We start from the raw sequence: 20,080 nt of genomic DNA, 5'->3' as shown, positions 1-20,080 counted from the left end.
GGGCTCGATTGATGCCAACCGGGGAGACTACCAGAACGGCTGGGACACGGATCAGTTTCCGGTGGACGTCTATGAGCTGACCGAAGCGATGCTGGTGATCCTGGAAGCGGGGGGTTTCAAGTCGGGCGGGGTGAACTTCGATGCCAAGACGCGTCGCAACTCGACGGATCTGGAGGACCTCTTCATTGCCCACATTGGTGGGATGGACACCTTTGCGCGGGCTGCGATTGCGGCCGAGGCCATCCTGGAGCAGTCGTCCTACAAGAAGCTGCGTTCGGATCGCTACGCCAGTTATGACAGTGGGGAGGGGGCACGTTTCGAGCAGGGCGAGCTGACGCTGGAGGATCTGCGGGCGTATGCGCTTGCCCAGGGGGAGCCCAAGCAGCTCAGCGGCAAGCAGGAGCTCTACGAGATGATCATTAATCAGTATATTTAAGCCTGCCTGATTTGACTAAGCAGTACGTACGTAACAATCTCTCCGTTACGTACGTACTGCTTACTTTATTTTAAGCGATGAGTCTCTGATAATTAGTCCCGAGTGTAAGACAATCCGGTTGGTTACCTGAATGTTCATGGAGCCATTTAAATGGTTGATCAGGCTCTGCGCGGCAATTTCACCCATTTTTTCGCCAGGGTAATGGATCGTGGTCAGGTTTGGTTCAATGACTTGAGAAACCGGATCGTTATTAAATCCAACAACGGCAATGTCGTTTGGAATCGAAAGGCCAGCCTGTTTCAGTACGCGGATGCAGCTTACGGCGCAGAAGTCATTGGCAAGGAAAACCCCATCCGGTCGGTCGGGCATCGCCTGAATGCGCCTGGCAGCTTCGATTCCTGCTTCCTGGCTTAAGTCGCCGACCATCACCAGCGATTCGTCGTAAGGCAATCCGGACTCCAGCAGCGCCATCCGATACCCTTTTAACCGGTCGGCATATACGTTTCTCTGCAAACTACCGGTTACGTGAACAATCCGTTTACACCCCTGCTCAATTAAGTGACACGTAGCATCATAACCGGCCTGCGTATTGTCAATCACAATACTGGTGCACTGCTCGTGGTTGATCACCCGGTCGAAGAACAGCAGCGGAATACCTTTATTAATGAATGCCTCGAAATGATCGATTTGTTCGGTGTCATACGCCACTGAAACCAGCAGGCCATCGACCCGGCTGTTAAACATGGTTTTGGCGTTAGCAACCTCTTTCCTGACTGATTCCAGCGATTGACTGATAATCAGGTTGTAAGCAGCTTCATTGGCGACTTTCTCCATGCCGGCCAGAGCCGTAGACATGAAATTACTATTCAGGCGTGGCACAATAACGCCAATTGTATTCGTCCGCTGACGGCGCAGATTGCTGGCAAAGGTATTGGATCGGTAACCCATTTGCCTGGCCGTCGTGGTAATCAAATCTTTTGTGTCTTCGCGAATAGCGGGGTGATCATTCAGGGCACGGCTGATGGTTGCAGGCGAGTAATTTAATCGCTTGGCTATATCATAAATCGTTATTTCCTTCTCCATACAATGGGTACGTGTGGCGCAGCGGGGATTACCGGAACAAGTTAGCAGACGAGATCAAAATAGTAGCAATCTATGCAACCCATTGCGCAATAAATGCGTAAGTGAAACAGGATATTATTATGTTGTTGCCAGCTCATTTCTTGCTTTAGAGCGTAACGTTACCGCCTTCGGTCAACCAATGTACGCTATATCCTAGGGAAAACCCTAGAAAAATCTATACAATCGCGCTAAAGCTAATTTTATCCACAATAATTTCCGCAATCGGTTGCAATTTTAATTTTTTCATTAATACTTTGCATTAAGCTTGTACTTACACAGGTCAGGTCCATTCGATTTAAGTTAAATCTTATAAATGATTGGTAAACGTTTACATAATAAGAGAAGTCAATCACGAAAGATGAAGTAGCAGCCTGTCAATGGCCGATTATGGTTAAAGCCCTGTTAGTGATGCTGGCGCTGTTTGTTAGTGTGCTCACGGCAGTAAACGCTCAGGATCAGACCATACAAGGCGACACGTATTACCGGGCGCAGTATCTGGGCCGGGGGTACGTTGCCAAAGTCTTTACCTACGCGGCTCAGGACGATCCCACGGCAGAACTGTTCATTAACGATTACAATCTGGAGTCGAGCAACATCAAGCTCGATTCGCTGCCTGGCCTGATGAAAGAACTACAGGCGCAGAAAGTGCCTATTGCCGGAATTGGCACGTAGATGCACGTAAGCGGGAACACTCCGCACGCGGGTATCGACTACGCTTTTCGGAAAATGGCAGCTACGGGCCTGAGAGTCAAAATTACTGAGATGGACATTCGCGTGAATCTGAATATGCGTGGCCGATTTCAGCAACAGCCAACTATGGCTGGACTACCAGGCGGCTATGTTTAATTACATTGTCCGATCATATATCCGGAATGTGCACGCGTCCCAGCGGTACGGCGTCACGGTCTGAAACGTAACGGATAAAGACAGTGGGATTGTCACCTCGCAGGGACGAACCGATTTTCCAACGTTGTGGGATCAGAACCACCAGAAAAAACCTGCCTACGCCGGGTTGTTGAAAGGAATTAGAGATCAGTAGCCGATTTCGTCAGGTTCGCGCCGGCCTGTTCAGAGCATATTTTTAAGATTCATCATGGGTAGTACTTACACATCCTGCCAGCTTGGTAGGATGTGTTTTTAAACCGCTGTGCCTGCCACACGTATGACAGGCAATAATTCAATCGGTTGCATTAGGTAGAACAGACATATATAACTCCTTATAGGCGATGTATGTCAAACTCGTAACCTTTTCCTGAATTTTCATGAAGCTGACGATTATTTCAGCCACGGTGCTCTGCCTCTTCGGTCAGGCAATAGCATCATTTGGGCAACAGATTTCCAAAGAGGAACTGATCTTTTTAACCCCGGAATGGAAAGGCGAACGCTATCCCGATGGGCGACCTAAAGTTTCCGATGCCATTCTAAAACGCATGAAACTGGTGACGCAGGAAGAAGCCTGGGCGGTTCTCCGCAACGAGAATTACAAACACCAGTACGCCGATGGCTGGCAGGTCATCAACCCCGACAGTGTCCTGGTGGGTCGCGCGGTCACGGCTACGTTTATGCCCGGCCGGCCGGATGTGCAGCGGATAACGGATAAACGAGGGCAGGAGCGAACAGGTAAGGTGAAGCCGCAGAATACCTGGCCCATTGAACTACTGACCAAAGGCGATGTGTACGTAGTCGATCAGTTTGGTATGCACGAAGACGGCCCCACCATCGGCGACAACCTGGGCAATGATATCTATACCCGAACCGGTAACGGGATTGTGTACGAAGGAGCCGTTCGGGACATCAACGGCCTCAAAGAATTAGGCGGCTTTACGTCGTTTTTCCGCTCGTATCACCCTTCTCACCACCTGAACGATGCGAATGGAGCATTGAATACGACCTTAGTGAGTATGAACCATCCGACCCGCATTGGCCGGGTCATGGTTATGCCGGGCGACGTAGTGCTGGGCCGCGACGGCGGGGTTATCTTTATTCCGCCCCACCTGGCCGAGAAGGTCGTGAAGACCTCGGAGATTGTCCGGCTGCGCGATATGTTCAGCCACCAGCGGCTGCGGGAACAGAAATATACCTCGGGCCAGATTGACACGCGCTGGTCGGCCGAAATCGAGAAAGATTTTTCGCAGTGGCTCAACACCCACATCAACGAACTTCCTGTTCCTAAAGAGCAGATCCAGGAGCTTCTGAAAACCCGTACCTGGTAACCGAACGCTTAACCTTTTTACAACCATGAGCTTTACATCATCCCGGCGTTCATTCTTAACCAAAAGCGCCATAGCCAGTGCCTTCGCGGCAACCTCCATCTCTACGTTCGGCGAAGGGCTGGAAACCGCCGTTCATCGGGCTCCACAATCATCGGCACCATCCGATCTGAAAATTACAGATATCAAGTGCGGCTATACCCGCAACGGACACAGCCTGTTCGTGAAAGTACATACCAATCAGGGAATCTGGGGTTGTGGCGAAGCGGTCGATGCCTCCGTCGGGACGTATCATTTGGTGAAAATGATGGGCGAGCGGATCAAAGGCAGAAGTCCACTGAACGTCAATCGCTTATTTGAAGATGTCCGCAAATCAGGTTTCTTTGAAGGCGCTCAGTCCGGTATGTACATCTCGGTACTCTCGGCCATTGAAACAGCACTTTGGGACCTGGTCGGCAAGGCACTGGGCATGCCGGTCTATCAACTATTAGGTGGTAAGTTCCGGGATAAAATCCGCGTTTACTGCGACACGGGTGCTTATCGCGAGAAAGATACGACGCCTGAGTCCTTCGGTAAAAGCGCCAAACGAGCCGTTGACATGGGTTTTACGGCGGTCAAATACGACATCGACGAACGTAACGACCCCAACAAGTTCGACGCCTACAACTGGACGGCCAGTCAGGGTGAGCTGGAGCGGATGTATAACCAGATTGCCGGTGTTCGCAAAGCCGTTGGCCCAAAGGTCGACATCTGCGTGGATATGCACGGGCGATACGACGTAACAACGGGTCGACGCGTGGCGAAAATGATGGAACCGCTGAATCTGCTGTTTCTGGAGGAGCCCATTCCGGCCGAAAATCCAGAAGCCTACAAGCAAATTCGTGAGGCCTCGAACACACCGATCTGCGCCGGAGAAAACCACTACCTGGCGCACGGATTCCGGAAGCTGCTCGAAATTGGCGCGGTTGACATTATCATGCCTGACCTGCAAAAAGCGGGTGGTCTCGGCGAGGGCCAACGAATTGCGAATCTGTCGAACCTGTATTACGTTCCCTTTGCTCCGCACATGGTAGCGTCGTATCTGGGCGCTATGGCCTCAAGCCACGTCTGCGCGTCGGTGCCCAATTTCCTCATTCTGGAATGGCAGATTTACTTCCACGAGGAGCCCATGTTCAAAGAGATTGTCACCTTCGACGGACCGATGGTCAAAGACGGTTTTATCCCATTATCTGAAAAACCCGGCATCGGCGTCGAAATCAACGAAGAAGGCATGCGCAAATATGCGCCTAAGGACGTACCGTTCTTCGTATAAAACCGCTTTAGCGTTTCAACATAGTAACCAACTGTCGGGCAACTAGCTGTCTTTTGAAACTGTACCGCTGGCTGTAAACAGAGTCAATACCTTAATTACGATGCGTAAAACTGGAATCCTATATAGTTTGCTGATGGTCGCACCGCTGGCGGCTCTGGCTCAATTTGGTCCGCGCACGCCTGAACAGGACAGTCTGATTGCCCGGCAACAACGCAAAACCCAGGCCGACCACCGTGCGATGCTGGCCGCTTTAAACATCAAAGAATTGCGGCCGGGGCCGTCGGGAAATCCAAAAGCTCCTAACGCAGCTAATGTAGATGAAAGCAAAGCCACGACCTATACCTCACTGCCTGATCCACTGACGCTGAAAAATGGCAAAAAAGTCACGACAGCCAAAGACTGGTGGCAGAAACGAAGGCCCGAAATCGTCGAAGATTTCGATCGGGAAGTATACGGACGTATGCCCGCTAATACGCCTAAAGTGTCCTGGGAGGTGGTAAGTACGAAAGATACCGTTGATGGCAGCTATCCGGTTAGACTGAAGCAGTTGGTCGGTCGAGTGGATAATTCGGCGTATCCGGCCATTACAGTGAACATTGAGCTGACCCTAGCTACGCCCATCAGTGCCTCCGGTCCGGTACCGGTCATGATGAGCTACGGTTTCCGCTTTCCGGCTGGCTTTCGTCTGCCACAACCGCCCTCATCGGCTCCGGCTCCTCTTAGCTGGCAGCAGCAGTTGCTGGCGAAAGGCTGGGGATACGCCATTCTTTATCCGACCAGTTATCAGGCCGATAACGGCGCGGGGCTGACAGAAGGGATTATTGGTCTGGTTAACAAAGGCCAGCCGCGCAAACCCGACGACTGGGGGGCGCTACGTGCCTGGGCGTGGGGCGCAAGCCGTGCCTTAGATTATTTTGAAACCGACAAAGCCGTTGACGCCAGACAGGTGGGTATTGAAGGGTTGTCGCGCTACGGTAAAGCGGCCGTAGTTACGATGGCGTATGAACCCCGTTTCGCGATTGGCTTTATCGGTTCCTCGGGCGAAGGGGGAGTAAAAATTCACCGGCGCACGTTTGGCGAACAGGTTGAGAACGTAGCCTCTTCGGCCGAATACCACTGGATGGCGGGTAATTTCATTAAATACGCCGGTCCACTAACGCCCAACGATTTACCGGTCGACGCCCACGAACTGGTCGCACTCTGCGCCCCCCGTCCGGTGTTTATCAGCTCAGGATCGCCTACCGTTGAAGGGCAATGGGTTGATGCAAAAGGCATGTTTCTGGGGGGCGCGTATGCCGGGCCAGTGTATGAACTGCTCGGTAAAAAAGGACTTGGCACAACCGAGTTTCCACCCCTCGAAACAGGACTTGTTACCGGCGACATTGCCTTTCGCCAGCACAGTGGCGGGCACACCACCGGCCCTAACTGGCCTACGTTTCTTCAGTTTGCGGATCGGTACATGCGTGCGAAAAGAACGACGGCCAAACAGCGGGGTCAGTAACAACTACCTAAACGCAGTGAACATGCACGCTTTGAACATTGATTATAGCCCATCGGCAACGGGCAGTTTCCTGGACGAAAACTTCATACTGGAAAGCGAAACTGCCCGTTATCTCTACTTCGAGTTCGTTGAGAAGCTTCCTATCGTCGACTACCACAATCATTTACCGCCCGATGAGGTAGCCCAGGATAAGCGCTACGCGGACATGACCGATTTGTGGCTGAAAGGCGATCACTATAAATGGCGGGACTTGCGGGCAAATGGCATTCCGGAGCGGTTAATTACGGGTGATGCCACTAATCGGGAGAAGTTCGACGCCTGGGCGCAGACCGTTCCTTACACCATGCGGAATCCCTTGTATCACTGGACACACATGGAGCTGAAGCGCCCCTTCGGCATAACGCAACCGCTGAACGAAACCAGCAGCCAGTCGATCTACGACCAATGCAATGAACAGCTACAAAGCCAATGGACCGCCCGGACCCTGCTCCAGTACCACAACGTACGGGTCGTCTGCACCACTGACGAACCGACAGACGATCTGCGGTATCATCGGCAGTTTACCGCCGAAGGAACGGCCCTCCGTATGCTACCGACCTTCCGGCCTGATGCCTTGTTGCCGGTGGCTACGTCGCAGTGGCGGGGGCGAGTCGAACAGTTGACGACTATCAGTGGGGTGGCCATTACCGATTTAGATTCGTTTGTGGAGGCTTTACAGCAGCGGGTTCAGTTTTTCCATGAAACCGGTTGCCGGGCGGCCGACCACGGTCTGTCGCAGATGCCAGCCGTAGCCGAACGTACCGTTGAACTCGATACTACGTTCAACAAACTATTACATGGACAACTGGTTGCTGACCCCGCCCAGCTTGATCAGCTGACCGGCTACGTTCTGCTGGAATTAAGTCGGATGTATCACCAGCGCGGATGGGTACAGCAGTTTCACATCGGTGCGTTACGTCAGGTCAACAGTCGTTTGACCAGGCAACTCGGAATAAACGTCGGAGTCGACTCGATGGGCGATTTACGCCAGGCCAATCGGCTGGCTCAATTCCTGGATGCGCTGGACAAAACCGATCAGCTTACCAAGACAGTACTATACAATCTCAATCCGGCGGATAACGATGTATTTGCCACCATGACCGGCAATTTCCAGGATGGGAGCGTGCCCGGCAAAATTCAGTGGGGATCAGCCTGGTGGTTTCTCGATCAGAAAGATGGGATGGAGAACCAGCTCAATATTTTGTCCAATATGGGGCTGCTGAGCCGGTTTATAGGCATGGTCACCGACTCGCGCAGCTTCCTGTCGTTCTCCCGGCACGAGTATTTCCGACGAATTTTATGCAACCTCATCGGTAAGGATATCGAAAAAGGTCTTTTACCTAAAGACCTCAATTGGCTGGGGCAACTGGCAGCCAACATCGCTTACCATAATGTCATAAACTACTTTGATTGGGAAAACTAACTCCTCGTCTACTGGTGCTACACCACTGGGCATGACTGACAGCAGAAGCCAGGCTTCTGGGATCGGGCCACTAAATGGACGGAGCAATTATCGGTGGGCCATTGTGGGACTGCTGTTTTTTGCGACTACAATCAATTATTTAGACCGACAGGTTATCAGTCTGTTAAAGCCAATTCTTGAGAAAGAGTTTAGCTGGAGCGAATCGGACTATGCCAACATCGTTACGGTGTTCACGTTTTTCTACGGCACCAGTACGTTACTCGCCGGTTATCTGATCGATAAGATTGGAACTAAACTAGGCTACATCGGCGCAATTCTGGTATGGAGCCTGGCCGCAATGGGTCATGCCCTGGCTGGTGGTACGTTCGGATTCATGGTCGCCCGGGCATTCCTGGGCATCGGCGAGGCTGGTAACTTTCCCGCTTCGATTAAGACCGTGGCAGAGTGGTTTCCGCAGAAAGAGCGGGCGCTGGCGGTTGGCATTTTCAACTCAGGTGCGAACATTGGAGCGGTAGCCGCTCCGGCAGTTGTGCCCTGGCTGGCTCTCGTTGCGGGCTGGCAAATGGCCTTCATCGTCACGGGTGCTCTGGGCTTTATCTGGATCGTCGCCTGGTGGTTTTATTACGAAGTTCCCGCCCGTCATAAGCGCGTCAACGCGGCCGAACTGGCTTATATCAACGAGGAGCCACCCGTTGAACCAGCCGCGCTCGGCGATGCAGCCGCGACCGATTTGCTGAGCCCCGACGCAAAAACGTCATATCCTATCTTTAAGAATAGGGCCATTTGGGGCTTCATGGGTGGTAAACTCCTGACCGATCCCATCTGGTGGTTCTTCCTGTTCTGGCTGCCCTCTTACCTGGCCAACATCTATAATCTTGACCTGAAAAAACTCGGAGCCCCGTTAATTATCATCTACCTGGCCGCAACCATTGGTAGTGTTGGGGGCGGATGGCTGTCGTCTACGCTGATTCAGAAGGGCTGGAACCCAACGCGGGCGCGCCAATTTGCCATGGCGCTGTTTGCCTTATGCGTCACTCCGGTAATGCTTATTAGCCAGATGGGCAGTATGTGGCCGGTGATTGCGATTCTATCGTTAGCCGTAGCCGCTCACCAGGCCTGGTCGGCCAATATTTTCACTGTAGCCGCCGATCAGTTCCCGAAGCACGTATTAAGCCGCGTCGTTGGGTTTGGTACCATGGCCGGAACGCTGGGCGGGGCCTTGTTCCCCTTGCTGGTCGGCCGGATTCTTGATCATTACAAAGGGTTAGGGCAATTATCAGAAGGGTACTACGTCATTTTTTACATTGCCGGATTAGCCTATCTGATTGCCTGGGGGTTGCTGTACGCGTTCGTATTCCGCCGAAAAGCTACTGTTACCGCATAAGCCCATGAGAACCGCCAGTTCGTTCATCTGTACACAAGGAGTCGGCACCAATGAAGTGCCCATTCCTGATGTAGCGCCAATCAGCGGACAGGTGGCTTTTCGGAATCATGAGGGAGGCCATGTCAACTCGCTCGACTAGCCGGTATTTATCGAATTTGCGAATCAACAGTTTAAGGCGCCACTTGCGCAGAATAAAAAATAGAGTCTGAATGGGAATGCTACAAACCATGCGCTGGTTCGGGTCGAACGACCCGGTTTCATTGATGGATATTCGGCAGGCGGGTTGCGCAGGTGTCGTAACAGCACTGCATCAGATCCCGGTGGGCGAGGTATGGTCTGTCGAGGAGATCGAAGAGCGGAAACGGATTGTACAGGCCGACAATGGTCGCTATTCTTCGTTACACTGGGCTGTCGTTGAAAGCCTGCCGGTTCACGAAGACATCAAAAAAGGTCGGTCAAGCCGCGCAACCTACATCGAGAACTACAAACAGTCGATTCGAAATCTGGCAGCTTGCGGTATTCAAACAGTCTGCTACAACTTTATGCCCGTACTCGACTGGTCGCGTACGAACCTGAACTACGAGATGCCCGACGGGTCCCGGGCGCTAAAATTCGTGTGGGAGGACTTCGCCGTTTTTGACCTTTGCATCCTGAAACGACCAGGTGCGGAAGCCGATTATGAACCGGAGATTGCAGCAGCTGCCTACGAGAAGTTTACCCAGATGAGCCCGGCCCGGGTTGAAGAACTATCCGCCATTGTGTTGTTAGGCTTACCCGGCTCAGAAGAAAGCTTTACACTCGAAACATTCCAGGGTTTGCTGGATGAATACGCGCAGATTGGCGACGCCGAGCTACGTACCAACCTGTACTATTTCATCCAACAAGTGGCTCCTGTTGCGCAGGAGGCAGGGGTTAATCTATGCATCCATCCCGACGATCCGCCCTTTCCTTTATTGGGTTTACCCCGCGTTGTCAGCACCGAAGCCGATCTGGCGCAGCTGATGGCAGCTTGCAACGTAACGGCCAACGGCATTACGTTCTGTACGGGTTCGCTGGGAATACGCGCCGACAACGATTTGCCGGGCATTATCCAGCGCTTCGGCGAACGTATTCACTTCATCCATTTGCGCACCACAAAACGGGAAGAAGGCGGAACACCCAACCGGCCCCATAATTTTTACGAAGCCGATCATTTAGCAGGGGATGTGGATATGTACGCCGTGATCAAGGCAATTGTCCTGGAACAGCAACGACGGACCCAATCGGGTGTTGGCGTTACGTCCATACCGATGCGCCCCGATCACGGCCACCAGATGCTTGACGATCTACACAAAAAAACCTATCCAGGCTACTCAGCGATTGGTCGCCTGCGCGGTTTAGCCGAGCTTCGGGGGCTGGAGTTCGGCATTGAGCGGTCGTTGGCGGAGAACGAAGTAGTTGAACTAGCAGAAGAACGTAAATGAGTTATAAACGAGTCAGTTTCTGGATCATTACCTTGCTGTGTATCGCAGCCAGCAGCCGGGCCGATGATGGCTATCGGCTTTGGCTGAAGTATGATCTAATAAAAGACGCGGCCCGGCGGGACAGTTACGTCCGTTCGGCGCAGTTTATCGCCCTCAGCGGTAACAGTCCGATTCTAAAGTCAGCCGCCGAGGAGCTGCAAACTGGCCTACAAGGCTTATTAGGCAAACCAATTCCGGTCATCACTAACATCAGTGGGAAAACCGGAGGTATCGTTTTAGCCGTAACCAATGCCGCAGACATCCAGCAGCTAAACAACGAAGGCTATCAGATCGGTAAACGGCAAAACAATATTGTTATCACGAGTAAATCGGATGCCGGGGCATTGTACGGGGCTTTCGCCTTGTTACGTCATCTGCAAACGCGGCAGCCGATTGAGACTGTTTCGGTAACCAGCAGCCCAAAGGTGAAATACCGGATGCTTAACCACTGGGATAACGTAAACGGCACCATCGAGCGGGGTTATGCTGGTGAATCACTCTGGAAATGGTATGAACTGCCCGAGACCATCAGCCCCCGTTATAAAGATTACGCCCGCGCCAACGCATCGTTGGGCATTAACGGAACAGTGGTCAACAACGTCAACGCCAGCGCCCGCTTCATGACGAATGAATACCTGCAAAAGGTAGCAGCCCTGGCTAAGGTGTTCCGGCCCTACGGTATTCGGGTTTATTTGTCGGTTTACTGGGCCGCGCCAAAAACGGTAGGTGGTCTCAAAACGGCCGATCCGCTTGATCCGGAGGTACGTAAGTGGTGGACCAATAAAATAAAAGAGATCTACCAGGCGATTCCTGATTTTGGAGGATTACTGGTCAAAGCCAACTCGGAAGGAGAACCGGGGCCACAGGACTATAACCGCACCCATGCCGACGGCGCCAATATGCTGGCCGAAGCTATGAAACCCTACGATGGCGTGGTGATCTGGCGAGCGTTTGTCTACAAGGCCGATCCCAAAGCCGACCGGTTCAAAGCGGCTTACGAGGAGTTCGCTCCTTTGGATGGCAAGTTTGACAAAAAGGTTATTGTGCAGGTAAAGAACGGCCCGATCGACTTTCAACCCCGCGAGTCATTCTCTCCGCTGTTCGGTAATATGCCGCAGACACCGTTGGGCATGGAATTTCAGATCACGCAGGAGTACTTAGGTTTCGCTACCCACTGGGTCTATGAAGCGCCTATCTTCAAAGAGTGTCTGGAATCGGATACGTACGTGAAAGGTAAGGGGTCCACTGTAGCCAAGGTAGTTGATGGTAGCCTGCATGGTTATCCAATAACAGCCATGGCGGGAGTAGCCAACACGGGGGCTGATCGTAACTGGACGGGGCACCCGATGGCGCAGGCAAACTGGTACGCCTTCGGACGCTTAGCCTGGGATCATACCCTGTCGTCCGAAGCGACTGCGAACGAGTGGGTAAGAATGACCCTGACGACTGAACCGCAGACCGTGAAACGGATCACGGATCTGATGCTTCGGTCACGGGAGATTTATGTCAATTATAACACGCCTTTAGGCCTTTCCCGGCCCTGGACTGGCGTGCACTTTGCACCCGAACCCTGGCAGAATAAAAGCCCCCGCCCCGACTGGACAGCCGTTTACTACCACCGGGCCGATTCAATAGGTGTCGGTTTTGACAGAACCCCAAGCGGCAGCAATGCGCTCGCTCAGTACAGACCCGAAGTACAGCAGCAGTGGACTAACGCAGAAACCTGTCCCCTGCCCTACCTGCTCTGGTTCCACCATGTTCCCTGGACCAAGAAGTTGAGCACCGGCCGGACGCTGTGGGATGAGCTTTGTACGCGCTTCTACACCGGAGCCGACTCCGTAACCTGGATGCAGCAGCAATGGGCGCAGGTAAAGCCAGCGGTTGACCCGGAAATTTACGCGGATGTAGCAGGCCGGTTAACCACACAGCATAAAGAAGCGATCTGGTGGCGCGATGCCTGGGTGCTGTATCTACAGCAATACGCCAGACAACCCATTCCGACACCGTTCAAAAAGCCGGAACGCTCGCTGGAAGACGTAAAAAACCTTGTCGACGTGTACATGATGCGTTAGCAAACGCATTACGTTGAGTAGAAGTAGGTAAGTATAGTACGTTGACAACTTTTGTAGATAATCCTAAGCATCAAGGCCATGAAGAATGAAGAAACCCCTGCTCTGTCAAGAAGAAACTTTCTGAAGACAAGCGCCCTGACTACGGCTGTCGTCAGCGGTTTCCCAACCATTGTACCCGCATCAGTATTCGGTAAAAACGCGCCGAGTAACCGGATTAATATCGGTGCTATTGGTACAGGACGTATTTCTCGTGGCCACGACATGCCGGGCGTCTGGCGATACGATAATGCCTTGATTATGGCCGTCTGCGATCTGGATAGCAAACGCGCCGAAGACGCAAAGAAGTTGGTCAACGGCTATTACACCAAGAAAACCGGTAAAGAGTACGATGGCGTACGCGTGTATACGGATTACCGTGAACTCTTGAACAACAAAGACGTTGACGCCGTCCTGGTCAGTACGCCCGACCACTGGCACGCCCCCATCGTGATTGATGCCGTACGGGCGAAGAAAGATGTATATATGCAAAAACCGGCATCGTTGACCATATCGGAAGGTCGTATGATGGCTGATGCTGTGAAGCAATCGGGCCAGATCGTGCAGGTCGGTAGCCAGCAGCGGTCGTCGGAACAGTTTCGATACGCGGCTGAGTTAGTACGTAACGGACGTATTGGCCAGTTGAAAACGGTGTATGTCGGCTTACCGGGTGATCCGGCGGGTGATGAAGAACCCGAAATGCCGATTCCGAAAAACCTGAATTACGACATGTGGCTCGGTACTACGCCCGAGGTATACTATACCGAAAAGCGTGTGCATCCCCAGGCTGACTACGACCGGCCGGGCTGGTTACGCTGCGAACAGTTTGGTGCGGGTATGATCACCGGCTGGGGCTCGCACCACATCGACTGCGCACACTGGGCCATGAACACCGAACACACAGGACCAATCGAAATCTGGGGCAAAGCCGATTTCCCGAAAAGTGGCCTTTGGAATGTGCACGGTATTTTCCGGACGGAAGCCATGTATGAGAATGGCGTTCACATGATCGTGAGCAACGAAATTCCCAACGGCATCAAATTCGAAGGTACCGACGGCTGGATTTTTGTATCGCGCGGTGATGCGTCGGTTACGGCCAGCGACCCGGTTGCCAAACAAAACGCAGCGAAGAAACTAGACGCCAGCGACCCGAAACTGCTTACGTCGGTGATTGGCCCGAACGAAACACATCTGACCGTCAGCAAAGAACACCACGGCAACTGGCTGGAAAGCATTGTTAGCCGGAAAGAGCCGATCGCCCCAGCGGAGATTGGACACCGTTCCTGCACCGCCTGCCTGCTCCACCAGGTAGCCATGAAGCTACCGCGGAAGCTGTATTGGGACCCCAAAAAAGAACAATTCAAAAACGATCCGGAAGCCAACAAATTTCTGTCTCGCCCGCAACGCAAAGAATACGCCATTAAAATGCTGGCCAGTAATAAAACGAGATAATCTGGTTTAAGTCCGTCTTGTCAATAACGAAATACAGCTGTATAAAAGCATACTTAAGCCGTTGGGCCGCTCGACGATTAATTCAATACACATGAAACTGTTTCCTGCTATTAACCGCCACGTTCTGATCATGCTCGTTAGCGCAGCTACCTCCGCTTTCGCTCAGAAGGAGGCCACTTATAAACTGGTCACCTTAGATCCGGGGCATTTTCACGCGGCTCTGGTCCAGAAGAGTATGTATCCGGATGTTAGCCCCGTTGTACATGTGTATGCGCCGAAAGGCCCGGACGTGCAACTGCATCTGGACCGAATCAAGTCGTATAACCAACGATCAGAAAATCCGACCCGCTGGCAGGAAGAGGTTTATACCGGAACTGATTATTTCGATAAGATGCTCGCTGATAAGAGCGGGAATGTGGTGGTGATTGCGGGCAACAACCGAACGAAGACGGAGTACATCAAAAAAGCGGTCGACGCTGGCTTCAACGTACTGGCCGACAAGCCGATGGTGATCGACGCGCGCAACTTCAATCAGCTGAAAGATGCGTTCACCTCAGCGGCCAAAAAAAACGTGCTGCTGTACGACATCATGACCGAGCGTTTCGAGATCACTACGCTGTTGCAGCGTGAGTTCTCAATGCTGCCAACTGTCTTTGGTACGTTGGAAAAAGGGACGCCCGAAAATCCTGCCGTTACGAAGGAAAGCGTACACCACTTCTACAAATACGTATCGGGCAGTGTGCTGCAACGGCCGGGCTGGTTTATGGACGTAGCCCAGCAGGGCGAAGGTATTGTCGACGTAACGACGCACCTGGTCGATCTGGTGCAGTGGGAATGTTTTCCGAATCAGACGCTTGATTACAAAAAAGACATCCGCCTGAACACCGCTCGCCGGTGGACAACGGATATGACCCGCAGTCAGTTTCAGACGATCACAAACCAGCCGAGCTTTCCGGACTATCTGAAAAAAGACGTAGTCAACGACACCCTTCTGAAGGTGTACAGCAACGGCGAGATTAACTATCAGCTTCGTGGGGTACACGCTAAAGTGTCTGTCACCTGGGCTTACAAAGCTCCCGAAGGCGCGGGTGATACACATTACTCCATCATGCGCGGCACAAAGGCAAATCTGATCATTCGTCAGGGAGCCGAGCAACAGTACAAACCGACGCTGTATATCGAGCCCCTCACCGACAACGTGGCTTTCGCCAATACTTTGTCGGCCGCTCTGAAAACCGTTCAGCAGAAATACCCCGGTGTTGAACTGAAAAAGCTGAAGACCGGCTGGGAGATCACGATTCCCGATAACTATAAGGAAGGTCACGAAGCCCACTTCGGCCGGGTGACTGAGAATTACCTGAAATACCTGAAAGCGGGTAAGTTACCCGAATGGGAGGTCCCGAACATGATTGCCAAGTATTACACCACAACACAGGCATTGGAAATGGCAAAAGCATCAAAGAGCGAATCGGACCGCCGAAGCGGAATGAAAGAGTGAAAGAGCGAACACCTTTCACATGGAATCAGATTTTCACTCTTTCGCTCATTCACTCTTTCACTCTTTAAAACATGTCACACGCAAACCGACGGAAGTTTATAAAGACAGCGGCTGGTCTGGTCGTTGCGCCCGCTCTCTCTAACGAGATTTTAGCTTCACCTGCCTCAATAATCGAAAGTCCGGCCATACACGGGAGCAAACCGGCAGCCGCCCGCATTCGCTTCTCCGTAATTGGCGTAAACCACGGCCACATCTATGGGCAGGTGGGCGCGGTGATTCGGGGTGGTGGCGAACTGGTTTCCTTCTACGCTAAAGAACCGGATCTGGCAGCCGAATTTGCCAAACGGCATCCGCAGGCAAAACAGGCGAAGAGCGAACAGGAGATTCTAGACGACAAGTCCATCCAGCTTGTGCTCAGCTCAATCATCCCCGACGAACGGGCGCCCCTGGGTATTCGGGTAATGAAATCTGGCAAAGATTACATGGTTGACAAGCCCGGTATTACAACTCTTGAGCAACTTGCCGACGTACGCAAAGTACAAAAGGAAACGAAGCGTATCTATTCGATCATGTACAGTGAGCGACTGGAAAATCGCGCAACGGTGAAAGCTGGCGAGCTGGTGAAGTCCGGTGCCATTGGCAAAGTGATTCAGACCATCGGCCTGGGCCCACACCGGATGACGCCTAAATCGCGACCAGACTGGTTCTTTGACAAAAAGCGGTTTGGTGGCATTATCTGCGACATCGCTTCGCACCAGTTCGACCAGTTTTTGTTTTTTACGGGTTCGACTAGGGCGGAAATCGTTGCCTCACAGGTTGGTAACGTCCACTATCCGCAATATCCCAAATTTGAGGATTTTGGCGATGTGATGCTGCGCGGTAATGGCGGTACAGGTTATATCCGCGTCGACTGGTTCACCCCCGACGGACTAAAGTCGTGGGGCGACGGACGCCTGACAATCTTAGGTACGGATGGGTTCATTGAGATACGTAAGAACATTGATCCCGGCGGACGGGATGGCGGCAATCACCTGTTCATCACCGATCACAAAGAAACGCGTTACGTTGATTGCAGCAAAGAGCCCTTACCGTATGGTGAACAACTCGTCAACGACGTCCTGAACCGCACCGAAACGGCGATGTCGCAGGAGCATTGCTTTCTGGCGACTGAACTAGCGCTCCGGGCTCAGAAACAGGCTCAACCTCTAAATCTCAAGGTGTAACTTACGCATGAGTCGATTCACTTCGGGAGCCTTTTGGGCGCTACTTCTGTGGCTTGTCATACCTAACCTGGGCTGGTCAACCGATGAGGTTAACTGGAAAAAGGTGAAGGTGCTGGTGTACACCAAAAACGGCAAAGGTTACGTTCACGACAACATTCCCAACGCCGTTCAGTGCATTCAGCGACTCGGGCAGCAGCACGGCTTTAAGGTAGACGTATCGGATCAGCCATCCGTATTTACGGAAGATAATCTGAAGCAGTACACAGCACTGATTTTTCCCAGTACGAACAACGACGTTTTCGATACGGATGCCCAGCGGCTGGCTTTTCGGCGCTATATCGAAGCCGGTGGCGGCTTTGTGGGTATTCACTCGGTGATGGGTACCGAACGGAACTGGGACTGGTTCAAACGCATGATTGGGGGCACCTTCGCCTGGCACCCGCCTTATCAAAAGATTCGGATTAACATACTCGACACCAAGCACCCATCCATGCAGGGCTTACCCAAGGTATGGGAAAAAGAAGACGAATTTTATTTCACCAAAGATATGACGCCGGGCCCGACGGTCATTATGGCCAACGACCTGACATCCCTCGACGGACGGGAACCCGAAAAGGTCAAGATGTTCGGTGGGTCATACACGAAATTGTATCCATCAGCCTGGTATTACAACTTCGACGGTGGGTATACCTGGTGCACAACCCTCGGTCACCACAAAAACGATTACGAAGACGCTACGTTCACCCAGCATCTTTTTCAGGGCCTTCGCTACGTAGCCGGCCAAGTGAAAAAGATCGATTTCGGCAAAGCGTACGCCGATTCGAGAGATACGCCTATTCGATAAAAACAACACAGTTCAGCTATTATCTACCTATTAATGGAACAGTTATCAGCTACTCAGGCAGACGTGCAACCAACCCACACCACTGTATTCTCGCTCGAAGGCAAACTCGCGCTGATCACCGGTGGCGGCAGTGGTATTGGCTTTGAGATTGCCCGCTGCATGGTACAATCCGGCGCCAATGTCGTTATAACCGGCCGCCGAGAACAACCTCTGCAGGAAGCGACCGAAACGCTGGGCGACCAGGCGCATTATATGGTCAACGACGTAACGGCCCGGGAGTTGCTGGACGGACTCGTTGAAACCATCGAAGCGACGTACGGCCCTATTGACATACTGGTTAACAACGCCGGGATCAACATGAAAAAACCTGCGCTGGAGGTTAGCGATGATGATTTTGACCGCATTGTTCAAACCAACCTCAACTCCGTCTTTAGCCTGACCCGCGCCTGCGCACAACGAATGGTTGAACGCCAAAATGGCTCGATCATCATGATTTCGTCGATGGCCGCTTACTACGGTATTGATCGGGTAGCCGCCTATGCCGCTTCAAAATCAGCCGTCGAGGGCATGGTGAAAGTACTGGCGTCGGAATGGTCGGGTAAGGGCGTTCGCGTGAATTCGATTGCGCCGGGCTTCATCGAAACAGCCATGAGCAAGACGGCCATGAGTGGTGATCCGGACCGGTTTGCCCGCGCCATGCGCCGGACGCCCATGGGTAAGTTCGGTAAGCCCGAAGACATCGGCTGGGCATCCGTATTCCTGGCTTCCGATGCAGCCCGCTACATCACAGGAGCATCGCTACCCGTTGATGGGGGGAATTCAATTGGTTTCTAAGCCCGTTGCCTTGTCCGTATAAAACTAGTTCTGCTCGCTTGCCCGGCACTCGCCATTAACAAACCCAAAGAACCTATAAAAAGTAATGAAGCATAAACTAACACTTATTCCACTCGCACTGCTCGTGTGGTGCACCAGTCTAGCTCAGGACCAGAAGGGGTTAAAGGATTATTATAAAAACTATTTCCCGATCGGCGTGGCTGTGGCCCCTCGAAACCTGACTGGCCCGGATGCCGATTTGATTCGGCAGCAGTTCAATAGCCTGACACCGGAGAACGCGATGAAAATGGGGCCCATTCATCCCGAAGAAAACCGGTATAACTGGAAAGACGCCGACCTTATCGTTGACTTTGCTCAGCAGAACGGCCTGAAAGTGCGTGGGCACACGCTCTGCTGGCATAATCAAACGCCCCGTTGGTTTTTCACGGATGCGTCGGGCCAGCAAATCAGCAAAGATGCGCTCTTTGCTCGGATGAAACAGCATATTAATGACGTAATGGGGCGGTATAAAGGAAAGATCTATGCCTGGGACGTCGTGAACGAAGCAGTTCCGGATACGGGTACCGGTATGTATCGCAAGTCTAAGTTTTACGAGATTGCCGGGGAGGAGTATATCGAAAAAGCATTTCAATATGCACACGAAGCTGACCCCAGCGCGGTGCTGTTTTACAACGATTACAACACAGAGAGCGCGGCAAAGCGGGAAAAGATTTATCAGTTGCTGAAAAGGCTGAAGGCCAAAGGCGTACCCGTTCAGGGCGTAGGCTTGCAAGGGCACTGGTCGATTTACGAGCCGACAGCGCAGGAATTGGAAGAGTCAATTACCAAATTTGCCAGTCTGGGACTGAAGGTGCAAGTCACGGAACTAGACGTATCGGTGTACCCGAAAGAGCACGAGCGCCGGGCAAAGAAAGACACGGATAAGAGCGAGTTCACCCCTGACATGGATGCTAAGCAAGCCGCTCAATATAAGATGCTATTCGACATGTTCCGCAAACACAAAAAACAGGTCACCAGCGTTACGTTCTGGAATGTATGCGACAAATCGACATGGCTCGATAACTTCCCGGTTCCCGGCCGTAAAGATTATCCGTTACTCTTAGACGCTGACTTTAAACCCAAGAAAGCGTACTGGGAGGTAGTGAAATTCTAGTTATCCCAGACATACATAAAGCAGAAGCCCTCAGCAACT

The 20,080-nt window shown here is 52.3% G+C and carries 15 protein-coding genes and 2 pseudogenes; 16 read left to right on the top strand and 1 reads right to left on the bottom strand.

Going from position 1 to position 20,080, the window contains the following annotated elements; translation table 11 throughout:
• Positions 1–436 (top strand): annotated as a pseudogene (locus ACYVBJ_RS18770) (xylose isomerase); the annotation flags it as partial.
• A 60-nt stretch (positions 437–496) separates the two neighbouring features.
• On the opposite strand, the gene ACYVBJ_RS18765 reads toward ACYVBJ_RS18770, so the two are convergent.
• Positions 497–1,519, bottom strand: coding sequence for a LacI family DNA-binding transcriptional regulator (locus tag ACYVBJ_RS18765; protein ID WP_460983839.1), 1,023 nt, complete (start codon positions 1,517–1,519; stop codon positions 497–499).
• A gap of 426 nt (positions 1,520–1,945) precedes the next feature.
• Here ACYVBJ_RS18765 and ACYVBJ_RS18760 point away from each other — a divergent pair.
• The 15 genes and pseudogenes from ACYVBJ_RS18760 to ACYVBJ_RS18690 all read left to right on the top strand — a co-directional run bounded on the left by ACYVBJ_RS18760 (position 1,946) and on the right by ACYVBJ_RS18690 (position 20,041).
• Positions 1,946–2,404 (top strand): annotated as a pseudogene (locus ACYVBJ_RS18760) (endo-1,4-beta-xylanase).
• Positions 2,405–2,820: 416 nt separating this feature from the next.
• Positions 2,821–3,771: an RraA family protein gene (locus tag ACYVBJ_RS18755; protein WP_460983838.1), complete on the top strand. Its 951-nt coding sequence runs from the start codon at positions 2,821–2,823 to the stop codon at positions 3,769–3,771.
• 25 nt (positions 3,772–3,796) lie between these two features.
• A complete protein-coding gene (locus tag ACYVBJ_RS18750; protein WP_460983837.1) occupies positions 3,797–5,080 on the top strand; it encodes a mandelate racemase/muconate lactonizing enzyme family protein in 1,284 nt (427 codons plus the stop codon).
• A gap of 100 nt (positions 5,081–5,180) precedes the next feature.
• Entirely contained in the window at positions 5,181–6,581 is a 1,401-nt protein-coding gene (locus ACYVBJ_RS18745; RefSeq protein ID WP_460983836.1) for a glucuronyl esterase domain-containing protein, read from the top strand.
• Positions 6,582–6,603: 22 nt separating this feature from the next.
• A complete protein-coding gene (uxaC, locus tag ACYVBJ_RS18740) occupies positions 6,604–8,043 on the top strand; it encodes a glucuronate isomerase (RefSeq protein ID WP_460983835.1) in 1,440 nt (479 codons plus the stop codon).
• 31 nt (positions 8,044–8,074) lie between these two features.
• The gene (locus ACYVBJ_RS18735) at positions 8,075–9,427 is read left to right on the top strand and encodes an MFS transporter (protein ID WP_460983834.1); all 1,353 of its coding nucleotides are present in this window, start codon (positions 8,075–8,077) and stop codon (positions 9,425–9,427) included.
• A gap of 4 nt (positions 9,428–9,431) precedes the next feature.
• Positions 9,432–9,566 carry a hypothetical protein gene (locus tag ACYVBJ_RS18730; RefSeq protein WP_460983833.1) on the top strand — a complete coding sequence of 45 codons (135 nt, stop codon included), beginning with the start codon at positions 9,432–9,434 and terminating at the stop codon, positions 9,564–9,566.
• Between the two features lie 70 nt (positions 9,567–9,636).
• The gene (uxuA, locus tag ACYVBJ_RS18725; protein ID WP_460983832.1) at positions 9,637–10,890 is read left to right on the top strand and encodes a mannonate dehydratase; all 1,254 of its coding nucleotides are present in this window, start codon (positions 9,637–9,639) and stop codon (positions 10,888–10,890) included.
• On the top strand, positions 10,887–13,001 hold the full coding sequence (locus ACYVBJ_RS18720) for an alpha-glucuronidase family glycosyl hydrolase (RefSeq protein ID WP_460983831.1): 2,115 nt from the start codon (positions 10,887–10,889) through the stop codon (positions 12,999–13,001). Before uxuA ends, ACYVBJ_RS18720 begins: the two co-directional genes overlap by 4 nt.
• A 78-nt stretch (positions 13,002–13,079) precedes the next feature.
• Positions 13,080–14,489, top strand: coding sequence for a Gfo/Idh/MocA family protein (locus ACYVBJ_RS18715; RefSeq protein WP_460983830.1), 1,410 nt, complete (start codon positions 13,080–13,082; stop codon positions 14,487–14,489).
• A gap of 91 nt (positions 14,490–14,580) precedes the next feature.
• Complete coding sequence (locus tag ACYVBJ_RS18710; RefSeq protein ID WP_460983829.1) at positions 14,581–15,987, top strand: putative oxidoreductase C-terminal domain-containing protein; 1,407 nt, start codon at positions 14,581–14,583, stop codon at positions 15,985–15,987.
• 71 nt (positions 15,988–16,058) lie between these two features.
• On the top strand, positions 16,059–17,210 hold the full coding sequence (locus ACYVBJ_RS18705) for a Gfo/Idh/MocA family protein (RefSeq protein WP_460983828.1): 1,152 nt from the start codon (positions 16,059–16,061) through the stop codon (positions 17,208–17,210).
• A gap of 7 nt (positions 17,211–17,217) precedes the next feature.
• Positions 17,218–18,054 (top strand): ThuA domain-containing protein, encoded by an 837-nt coding sequence (locus ACYVBJ_RS18700; protein ID WP_460983827.1) that lies wholly within the window; start codon positions 17,218–17,220, stop codon positions 18,052–18,054.
• A 33-nt stretch (positions 18,055–18,087) separates the two neighbouring features.
• Entirely contained in the window at positions 18,088–18,888 is an 801-nt protein-coding gene (locus ACYVBJ_RS18695; RefSeq protein ID WP_460983826.1) for an SDR family NAD(P)-dependent oxidoreductase, read from the top strand.
• Positions 18,889–18,973: 85 nt separating this feature from the next.
• Positions 18,974–20,041, top strand: a complete 1,068-nt coding sequence (locus tag ACYVBJ_RS18690; protein ID WP_460983825.1) for an endo-1,4-beta-xylanase — start codon at positions 18,974–18,976, stop codon at positions 20,039–20,041.
• The last annotated feature ends 39 nt before the right edge of the window (positions 20,042–20,080 follow it).

The sequence above is a fragment of the Spirosoma fluminis genome, from assembly GCF_054778895.1.
Note: the sequence above shows the minus strand (reverse complement) of the source record. Positions and strands in the feature narration are given on the sequence as shown.